The sequence below is a fragment of the uncultured Aquabacterium sp. genome (assembly GCF_913773725.1).
Classification (GTDB): domain Bacteria; phylum Pseudomonadota; class Gammaproteobacteria; order Burkholderiales; family Burkholderiaceae_C; genus Aquabacterium.
Window position 1 is genome coordinate 1 of sequence record NZ_CAJYGK010000045.1, and the last position, 9,794, is coordinate 9,794.

A 9,794-nucleotide genomic window follows, 5' to 3' on the forward strand; every position below is an offset into this window, starting at 1 on the left:
GCTCAACCGAAATTCTTCTCGGCAAATTCCCAGTTCACCAGGTTGTTGAGGAACACCTCGACAAACTTCGGGCGGGCATTGCGATAGTCGATGTAGTAAGCGTGCTCCCACACGTCGATGGTCAGCAGCGGGGTGTCGCCCGTGGTCAGCGGGGTGCCGGCAGCGCCCATGTTGACGATGTCGACCGAGCCGTCGGCCTTCTTGACGAGCCAGGTCCAGCCGGAACCGAAGTTGCCAACAGCCGACTTGGTGAAGGCTTCCTTGAAGGCGTCGTAGCTGCCGAACTTGGCATTGATGGCATCGGCCAGCTTGCCGCTCGGGGCACCGCCGCCGTTCGGCTTCATGCAGTTCCAGAAGAAGGTGTGGTTCCAGATCTGGGCCGCGTTGTTGTAGACGCCACCGCTGGACTTCTTGACGATCTCTTCCAGCGGCATCGATTCGAACTCGGTGCCGGGGATGAGGTTGTTCAGGTTGGTGACGTAGGCCTGGTGGTGCTTGCCGTAGTGGTATTCGAACGTTTCCTTCGACAGGTGCGGGGCAAGTGCCTCAGGTGCAAACGGCAGAGGGGGAAGCGTGTGGGCCATGGTGTTGTTCCAGTTGGGGGTTGGACAGATGCGAGCAATTGTAGGCATGCAGCCCGGTATTCCGCTGCGTGAGGTCATTCCCCGGATTTTTGCTGCACTTTGCCGCCCGAAGGACGTCCTGAAATCGCGACAGACTCGGTGGCAGCCCCCGTCGCATTCACGCCGGTGACGCTGAGTTGCAACACGCCGTCTGCCAGCACCCCCTGCACCGCCATGCCTTCGTGAGCCTGAGTGACGGACGAAACCGGCCGACCCGACGCATCACCTAACCAGGCATAACCCCGCTCCAGCACATGCTGCGGACTGAGTGCATGCAGCCGACCGGCAAGCGCCCCGAGCCGATGGTCCTCTCGTTCCAGGTTGCGTTGCATGGCAAGGGTCAGCCGCTGCGCAAGCGCCGGCAAGGACCGATGGGATCGCTCGGCACGGCGCTCGCACGCCCCGCGCAGCCGGTGCGCCAGAAGATCCAGCCGACGACGCTCCTCGTGCGTCACAGCGCTGGGGCGCGCAAGCCGAGCCCCGGCTCGGTCCAGACGTTGCGCCTGCTCGTCCAGACGCCGCCGCGCGCGGTGGCGCAACAGATGAGCCAGTCCCGCGAGGCCATCCAGCGCAGACCGCCGGTCCTGCGCCACCAACTCCGCCGCGGCTGTGGGCGTGGGGGCCCGCAAGTCGGCAGCGAAGTCGCACAGCGTCACATCCGTCTCATGCCCGACGCCGCACACCACCGGCACCGGGAAAGATGCCACCGCCCGCACCAGGTGCTCATCGTTGAACGCCCACAGGTCTTCCAGCGAGCCGCCGCCCCGGCACAGGATGACGGCGTCCAACGCGCTGCCTTGCCGATGCAGCAACGCCAGCGCGCCGAGCGCAGCCACCAACTGCGGCGGCGCCTCCGCGCCCTGCACACTGGCCGGCGACAACACGACTTCCACATGTGGGGCACGGCGGCGCAGGGCCGTCAACACGTCGTGAAGGGCAGCCGCCCCCAAGGAGGTGACCACACCGACACGCCGAGGAAGGACCGGAATGGCGCGCTTGCGCGCAGCCTCGAACAGGCCCATGGCTTCCAGGCGGGCCTTCAGGCGCAGGAACTGCTCGTACAGCGCCCCTTCACCTGCAGGACGCATCGACTCGGCGATCAACTGCAATTCGCCACGCGCCTCGTAGACCGCCAGCGTCCCTCTCACCTCCACCACCCGCCCCTCGGACGGCGCGAAGTCAAGCTGGGACAGCGCTCGACGGAACATCGCGCAACGCAGACTGGCTCCGCCGTGCTCATCCTTCAGAGTGAAGTAGCCGTGGCCGCTGGCCGCCCGCGTGAAACTGCCGATCTCCCCCCTGACCACGCACGGCGAAAACCGTGCGGCCAGGGCATCTCCGATCGCCTGCACCAGGGCGCCGACGCCCCACACCCGGGCGAGGACTTGAGCGCCCTCCCCGGCAGAACCCAAGCCCATCACGCCCCCTCGCAAGAAAACGCCGCAACAGCCCAGCCTCCCAGGGAGACCGAGACAAGTCCACAAGCAACGCAGATCAAGGGCATGCGGCAAATTTTGCCGAAAGATTCACCACAAGGCGTCATAAGTCTTTGATTTTTAATAGAAAAAAGCTGCGCAAAAAAGTGGCAGCCCAAGAAAAGTCGCGTGTTTTCGGGGGGTACGGCGCGAGCCCACAGGGTTGCCCACAAAGTTATCCACAGAAACAGTGGATGACTCGTCGGTTGGCAAACGCCGGCCCCGGCATCCTGAGTCGAGCCGAATGCCCGCGCCACCGCACCGAAAAGCAAGGCAGATCCCGACAAAATCGACGCCATAATCCGCAGCTGACCTGAGCAGAGCCGGCATCGACAGGCCGGCCGACTTCACGGGGGAGAACCTTGCTGTCCATCTTACAAGCCGCGGGCTGGCCCATCATTCCGCTGGTGCTGTGCTCCATCGTTGCGCTGGCCCTCATCATCGAACGGCTGTTGAGCCTGCGGACCGACCGCGTCGCTCCCGGCAACCTGCTGGACGAGGTGATGACGGTCACCCGCACGGCCCTGCCACCCACAGACACGGTGAACAAGCTCGCCGACAACTCGGTCATGGGCGCATTACTGGCTCAAGGCCTGAAGGCGTGCAGCGCGGAGCCGCGCATTCAGGAAGCCACGCTCCGTCGCGCCTTCGAGGCAGCCGGCCGGGACGCCGTGCACCGGCTGGAACGCAACCTGAACGCGCTGGGCACCATCGCGTCGGCGGCACCGCTGCTGGGTCTGTTGGGCACCGTCATCGGCATGATCGAGATCTTTGGTGCATCGGGCGCGGCCTCCGGCGCAGCGGGCGCGGTGGACGGCAATCCAGCCGAGCTTGCGCACGGCATCTCGGTCGCCCTGTACAACACGGCCTTCGGGCTCATCGTGGCCATCCCCTCCTTGATGTTCTACCGGCACTTTCGAGCGCGGGTCGATGCCTACACCCTGCAGCTCGAACAGGCTGCGGAGCGTATGGTGCCTCACCTGCTCCGCCTTGGCAGCCCGTCTCGCCGCTGAGCGGAGCACGTACAAGCATGGCCATGAACTTCCGCAAGCGCCACCGTGAGGACGAACCGGACATCAACCTCATTCCGTTCATCGACGTGTTGCTGGTCATCCTCATCTTCCTGATGCTGACGACCACCTACTCGCGGATGCGGGAACTGAAAATCACCTTGCCCGCCGCCAGCGCTCAGCCGGTGGATGCGCGACCCAAGGAACTGGTCGTGGCAGTAACGGCCGATGGCCGCTACGTCGTGAACCAGCGCGTGGTCGAAGGCCGCAGCGTCGAACTTCTGGCGGCGGCGATGTCCTCGTCCGCAGGCACCGCAAAGGACACCGTCGTTGTCATCACGGCCGACGCCTCGGCATCGCATCAAAGCGTGGTCAACGTGATGGACGCTGCGCGGCGGGTGGGGCTCGCAAAGCTGACGTTCGCGACCCAGGCTCCGCACGACGAGCGCCCCTCACGCTGACCGCGGACACCCTTGCCTTGTCGTCTCAGAATCTGATTCACCGGACCTGGTCTCGCCGGGGGCCGCTGGCCTGCCTGCTGTGGCCGGTGTCGGCCTTGCTGGGTGGCATCGTGCACCTCCGCCGCCTCGCCTATCGCCGAGAGTGGCTGTCGTCGCACCGGCTGCCGGTGCCCGTGCTCGTGATCGGCAACCGGATCGTGGGAGGCGCGGGCAAGACACCTACGACCATCGCGGTCCTGCAGCACCTCCGTGCCTGCGGCTGGCAACCCGGCGTGCTGACGCGGGGCTACAAGGGCAAGCGCGTCGATGAAGCGCCATTGCTCCTTGATGAGCAGACTGCGCCCAGTCTGCGCGCTGCCGTCACGGGCGATGAGCCCATGCTGATCTGGCGCCGCACCGGCATACCCCTGATGATCGGTCCAGATCGGGTGGCCGATGGGGTTGCGTTGCTGGCCGCCCACCCCGAGATCGACATCCTGGTGTGCGACGACGGCCTGCAGCACCTGCGGCTGCAGCGCGACATCGAGGTCGTTGTGTTCGACGAGCGAGGAGCGGGCAATGGCTGGCTGATGCCGGCCGGGCCTTTGCGCGAGCCGTGGCAGGCAGAACCGGCCCTGCCGTTGTCCGCACGCCCGTTGGTGCTCTACAACGCAGACCGCCAGACGACGCCCCTGAGCGGTGCCCTCACGCAACGTCGACTGGCGGCGCCGGTTGCGCTGTCGGCATGGTGGCAACATCAGGAAGCGCCGCGACTGAGCACGCCGCCGGCCGGAAACCGCGTGGCTGCCATGGCGGGGATTGCGCAGCCGGAACGCTTTTTCAACGCACTGCAAGAACTGGGTTTCCAGGTGCAGCCGATTCCGCTGGCAGACCATGCCGGTTTCGAGGTCCTGCCGTGGGACGATACCGTGCAGGACCTGATCGTCACAGAGAAAGACGCCGTGAAACTGGACCCCGCGCGCGTGGCGCGCGAACGCCCTGGGACGCGGGTCTGGGTCGCCGGGCTAGACTTTCACCCCGAACCGTTGTTCTGGCGCGCGCTGGACGACGCACTGGCTCGCCTGCCCGCCCGACCCGCATCATCACATTGAGACTGCACATGGACACCCGACTCATCGACCTGCTGGTTTGCCCCGTCTGCAAAGGCCCGCTTCAACGGCCGGCACCTGGCACCCACCTGGTGTGCGCGGCCGACCGCCTCGGCTTTCCGATCCGTGACGGCATCCCCGTGATGCTCGAGAACGAGGCCGTAGGCGTGGACGAGCAACTGCAACCCATTCCGGCCACCGCTCCCACTCCTGCCGAGGGAGCCTGACGTGGGCTTCACGGTTTTGATCCCGGCCCGACTGGCCTCGACCCGGCTCCCTGACAAGCCTCTGGCTGACCTCTGCGGTCTCCCGATGGTGGTTCGTGTGGCGCGCCAGGCCGCCCGCAGCGCCGCCTCACGGGTGGTGGTTGCCGCTGACCATGCGCGCATCGTGGAAGCATGCCGGGCGCACGGTGTCGAAGTCGTGTTGACACGCCACGACCACGCCACAGGAAGCGATCGGCTGGCTGAGGCATGCGAGCAGTTGGGACTCCAGGGGGACGACCTCATCGTCAACGTGCAGGGTGATGAACCGTTGATCGATCCGGCGCTGATCGATGCCTGCGCCGACCAGTTGGCATCCCGCACGGATTGCGTGATGAGTACGGCGGCACACCCCCTCGATGAGGCCAGCCTGTTCGCCAACCCGAACGTGGTGAAGGTGGTTCTGGACGCGGCGGGACGGGCTCTCTACTTCTCCCGTGCGCCGATCCCCTGGTGGAGGGATGCACCCGCACCGGCCACGCCCGCCGAAGGCCTCGGCGTACCGCTGCGCCACATCGGCATCTACGGCTATAGGGCCGGTTTTCTGCGCCGCTACCCTTCCCTGCCGGCCAGTCCGCTCGAAGCGGTCGAGTCGCTGGAGCAGTTGCGCGTGCTGTGGCACGGCGAGCGCATCGCCGTGTTCGTCGCGCCCGAGGCGCCCGGAGCCGGCGTGGACACGCCGGAAGACCTGGAACGGGTACGCGCTCTGTTGGCCCGGGCGCAGGCCTGAATGCCACGCACCTGTCCCATTTTGGCGCAGGGCAAACCACCTTTCCCGTGAGGTTATGCATGGTATCCTCAAGGGCTAGTCAAGCTGTTCGGGATTCGACCAACAGCGCCACCGGATACCGAGGAGATACATGAGACTGATTCTGTTGGGCGCGCCCGGCGCCGGTAAGGGAACCCAGGCGGCGTTCCTGTGCCAGAAGTACGGCATTCCCCAGATTTCGACGGGCGACATGCTGCGCGCTGCCGTCAAGGCCGGCACGGAACTCGGTCTCGCCGCCAAGAAGGTGATGGACGCCGGCGGCCTGGTGAGCGACGACATCATCATCGGCCTGGTGAAAGAGCGCATCGCCCAGGCTGACTGCGCCAACGGTTTCCTTTTCGACGGTTTCCCCCGCACGATTCCCCAGGCAGAGGCGATGAAGGCCGCTGGCGTCAAGATCGACTTCGTCCTCGAAATCGATGTGCCGGACAGCTCCATCATCGACCGCATGAGTGGCCGTCGTGTCCACGTCGCTTCGGGTCGCACCTACCACGTCACCTTCAACCCGCCCAAGGTGGCCGGCAAGGACGACGTGACCGGTGAAGACCTCATCCAGCGCGACGACGACAAGGAAGAGACCGTGCGCAAGCGCCTGGACGTCTACCATCAGCAAACCCGTCCGCTGGTGGACTACTACAGCCAGTGGGCCGCCACCGGCGACACCGTCGCGCCCCAGTACCGCAAGATCAGCGGTGTGGGCTCGGTCGATGACATCACAGGGCGTGCCGTCGAGGCCTTGAGCCGCTAAACTGGCCGACAGCCTTCGGGCTGCGCCTGCCTTCGGCCCCGTCGCCTGGCGCGTCGGGGCTTTTGCTTTTGAGCGTCGAGTTCCCCTCTCCGTGATTCCGCAGTCATTCATTCAGGACCTGCTTGCCCGAACCGACGTCGCCGACGTCGTGGGCCGCTACGTCACCTTGAAGAAGGCCGGCATCAACTTCAAAGGCCTCTGTCCTTTCCACGGAGAAAAAACCCCGAGCTTCATTGTCAGCCCCAGCCGCCAGACGTATCACTGCTTCGGGTGCGGCGTTCACGGCAACGCGCTCGGCTTTCTGATGGAGTATGGCGGCCTCGGCTTCATCGACGCGGTCAAGGAACTCGCGCAGATGCAGGGCATGCCGGTGCCCGAGGAGAACATTCGGCCGGAAGAGCGTGAGCGACAGCGCCAGGCCCGCGAGAAACAGACGTCGCTGACCGACGTGATGGCCCGGGCGGCCCAGCACTGGAAGCAGGAACTCAAGAAGTCACCCCGTGCAGTGCAGTACCTCAAGGGGCGCGGCCTCACGGGCGAAATCGCTGCGCGCTTTGCGCTGGGCTATGCCCCGGAACGGTGGCAGGGGCTGGCCAGCGCTTTCCCCCGGTACGACGACCCCCTTCTCGTGGAGTCGGGCCTGGTCATCACTCCGGAGCCGCAACCGGGCGAAGCCGAAGGCAAGCGGTATGACCGCTTTCGCGATCGGATCATGTTTCCGATCCGCAATCCGCAAGGGCAGGTCATCGGTTTCGGGGGGCGGGTCCTGGACAAGGGCGAGCCGAAATACCTGAATTCGCCCGAAACCCCTGTCTTTGTGAAGGGGCGCGAACTGTATGGCCTGTTCGAGGCCCGCGCAGCCTTGCGCAACAAAGGCTACGCCATCGTCACGGAAGGGTACATGGACGTGGTGGCGCTCGCCCAATGGGGTTTCGGCAATGCCGTCGCCACGCTGGGAACCGCCTGCACTGCCGAGCACGCGCAGAAACTGTTCCGTTTCACCGATCACGTCGTCTTCAGCTTCGACGGCGATGCTGCCGGGCGCCGGGCTGCCGGGAGGGCGCTGGAAGCGGCCCTGCCCTATGCCACCGACACGCGCCGCATCAGCTTTCTGTTCCTGCCGGCGGAGCACGACCCCGACAGCTACATTCGCGAGCACGGGCCGGAGGCCTTCGAAACCTGTGTGAAGCAGGCCGTGCCTCTTTCCCGCCAGGTGCTGGAGCACGCGGCCACCGAATGCGACCTCGACACTGCGGAGGGGCGGGCGCGCCTGCTGGTTCAGGCCATTCCCCTGATTGCCCAGTTTCCTGAAGGGGCACTGCAGGGACTCGTGGCAGATGATCTGGCTCAGATGGCCCGCACGCCACCCGAGGAGGTTCGTCGCAGGCTGACCGAACATCTGGCCCGCGCAGCGGACAAGGCACAGCGCCCGCGGAGCGATGCACCACGCCCCCCCCGGGTGGCCAGCAGCAATGCGGCCGAGGGAGCCTGGGATGCCGACGTACCGGCTTTCGACCCGGACATGGACGCCGGCTGGTCCGGCGCCCCAGAGCCGGACTGGGGCGAGCCCTCGGGCCGCGGCGGTGATCAGAAGCCGGGGAGCTGGGCATCGGGTGCACCCCGACAAGGGGGCGGGAAGTGGAAAAAGCCGTGGCGAGATGGCGGCGGCGGACGCTGGCAACGACTGGGCAGCCCGGTCGAGCGACGCCCCCTACCCCAGGCCGCCACCCCCTTGGATCGCATCGTGTGGGCCCTGGTGTCGCACAGCGAGTACTGGGAGCAGTTGCCGGGTGCGACGCACGACCTGTTGTGCGATCAACCTGCTCCCTACGGCGCCTTCTTTCGATGGCTCGACCGCCTGTTGATCGACCAGGGGCTGCTGCCGGCAGAGGAATTGCTCAAGCTCATGCGAGGTGACGCCGAAGACCCTTCTGCACCGGGCGACACGGCCATCGATCTGCGGGCCCTGGCGCAGCGCGTCACACAGTTTGTCGATGTGCCAGACAACAAGGACACCGTGGACAACCTGCTGCACCTGATCCGCCCCCTGGAGTTGCAGGCGGTCAGGGAGGAACTGGAGTTGCTTACACAGTCAGGCGAATTGTCCGAGGCGGCGGAAGCCCGCAAGATCGAGCTGGTGAGGCTGTCTCTCGCCATGAAACTTGAAATCAGCCAGCACCGCCCCATTTCTGCCTGATGGGCAGTTGGATCACGGCCGTCCGATTCATCACCGCATTTTTTGACGCCCTCTCTCGCTTGCGCGATAATGGAGGGTTCGACGATCCCCAAGATTCTCTATTCCGAGGAAGCGCATGACCGCGAAAAAAGCCGCGAAACCAGCTGCCAGCCCTGCCGATGACGCCCAGGACCCCCAGGTCGAGACCAAGGTCAAGAAGGCGAAGGCAGTGAAGGCAGCCGACGCCGACACGGTCGATTCCGCCGAGCCCAAGAAGCGCGGTCGCAAGCCCAAGGCGGCTGCCACCACCACCGCTGCGAAGAAGGACACCAAGAAGTCCTTCGATGAGGACGATGTGGGTGACCTCGAAGCCGAGATCGAAGGTGAGCTCGACGCGGTGGAGGCCGAAGCTTCGGAAGGCGCCGCAGAGGAAGTGGGCGAGGACAAGCCCAAGGCCAAGCCGCTGCGCATGAAGGTGTCGCGCGCCAAGGAGCGCGCGCTGATGCGCGAGTTCGGCATCGACGAAACGGCGCTGTCCGAAGAGGAAGTCGCCAAGCGTCGCCACGAGCTCAAGACCCTCATCAAGATGGGCAAGACCCGTGGTTTCCTGACGCATCAGGAAATCAACGACCACCTGCCCGAGAAGCTGGTCGAAGCCGAAATCCTCGAGGCCATCATCTCCATGTTGAACGACATGGGCGTGGCGGTCTACGAGCAGGCACCCGATGCCGCCACCCTGCTGATTTCCGGCAGCGCCCAGACGCAGGCCACCGAAGAAGAAGCGGAAGAAGCGGCCGAAGCGGCCCTGTCCACCGTCGACTCCGAATTCGGCCGCACGACCGACCCGGTGCGCATGTACATGCGCGAAATGGGCACCGTCGAGCTGCTGACCCGCGAAGGCGAAATCGAAATCGCCAAGCGCATCGAAGGTGGCCTGCAGGCCATGATGCTGGCCATCTCGGCGTCGCCCACGACCATCGCCGAGATCCTCGCGCTGGCCGACAAGATCCGCGCCGGTGAGATGACCATCTCCGAGGTGGTCGATGGTTTCGTCGCCGCCGATGAGGCCGACGACTACGTGGCCGAAGAAGACTTCGACGAATTCGACGAAGAGGACGACGACGACGGCAACGGCGGCTCGAAGGCCCTGAGCAAGAAGCTCGAGGAGATGAAGAACCAGG

10 protein-coding genes are annotated in these 9,794 nt (G+C 65.4%); 8 read left to right on the forward strand and 2 right to left on the reverse strand.

The window, feature by feature from the left end:
- Positions 1–2: 2 nt before the first annotated feature.
- Both QZ709_RS05215 and xseA read right to left on the reverse strand, forming a co-directional pair.
- Complete coding sequence (locus QZ709_RS05215; RefSeq protein WP_294636228.1) at positions 3–584, reverse strand: Fe-Mn family superoxide dismutase; 582 nt, start codon at positions 582–584, stop codon at positions 3–5.
- Positions 585–658: 74 nt separating this feature from the next.
- A complete protein-coding gene (xseA, locus tag QZ709_RS05220; protein WP_294636229.1) occupies positions 659–2,041 on the reverse strand; it encodes an exodeoxyribonuclease VII large subunit in 1,383 nt (460 codons plus the stop codon).
- A 419-nt stretch (positions 2,042–2,460) separates the two neighbouring features.
- Here xseA and QZ709_RS05225 point away from each other — a divergent pair, with 419 nt between their 5' ends.
- The 8 genes from QZ709_RS05225 to QZ709_RS05260 all read left to right on the forward strand — a co-directional run.
- Positions 2,461–3,111, forward strand: a complete 651-nt coding sequence (locus QZ709_RS05225) for a MotA/TolQ/ExbB proton channel family protein (RefSeq protein ID WP_294636230.1) — start codon at positions 2,461–2,463, stop codon at positions 3,109–3,111.
- Between the two features lie 23 nt (positions 3,112–3,134).
- Positions 3,135–3,569, forward strand: coding sequence for a biopolymer transporter ExbD (locus tag QZ709_RS05230; protein ID WP_294636237.1), 435 nt, complete (start codon positions 3,135–3,137; stop codon positions 3,567–3,569).
- Positions 3,570–3,586: 17 nt separating this feature from the next.
- Positions 3,587–4,660: a tetraacyldisaccharide 4'-kinase gene (gene lpxK / locus QZ709_RS05235; protein ID WP_294636231.1), complete on the forward strand. Its 1,074-nt coding sequence runs from the start codon at positions 3,587–3,589 to the stop codon at positions 4,658–4,660.
- A gap of 8 nt (positions 4,661–4,668) precedes the next feature.
- Positions 4,669–4,884, forward strand: a complete 216-nt coding sequence (locus tag QZ709_RS05240; RefSeq protein WP_294636232.1) for a Trm112 family protein — start codon at positions 4,669–4,671, stop codon at positions 4,882–4,884.
- A gap of 1 nt (position 4,885) precedes the next feature.
- Positions 4,886–5,650 carry a 3-deoxy-manno-octulosonate cytidylyltransferase gene (gene kdsB / locus QZ709_RS05245; RefSeq protein WP_294636233.1) on the forward strand — a complete coding sequence of 255 codons (765 nt, stop codon included), beginning with the start codon at positions 4,886–4,888 and terminating at the stop codon, positions 5,648–5,650.
- A gap of 130 nt (positions 5,651–5,780) precedes the next feature.
- Positions 5,781–6,437, forward strand: coding sequence for an adenylate kinase (adk, locus tag QZ709_RS05250; RefSeq protein ID WP_294636234.1), 657 nt, complete (start codon positions 5,781–5,783; stop codon positions 6,435–6,437).
- Between the two features lie 91 nt (positions 6,438–6,528).
- The gene (dnaG, locus tag QZ709_RS05255; protein WP_294636235.1) at positions 6,529–8,634 is read left to right on the forward strand and encodes a DNA primase; all 2,106 of its coding nucleotides are present in this window, start codon (positions 6,529–6,531) and stop codon (positions 8,632–8,634) included.
- 115 nt (positions 8,635–8,749) lie between these two features.
- Positions 8,750–9,794 (forward strand): RNA polymerase sigma factor region1.1 domain-containing protein (locus QZ709_RS05260; RefSeq protein ID WP_294636236.1); only part of this gene is annotated, 1,045 nt, incomplete at its 3' end.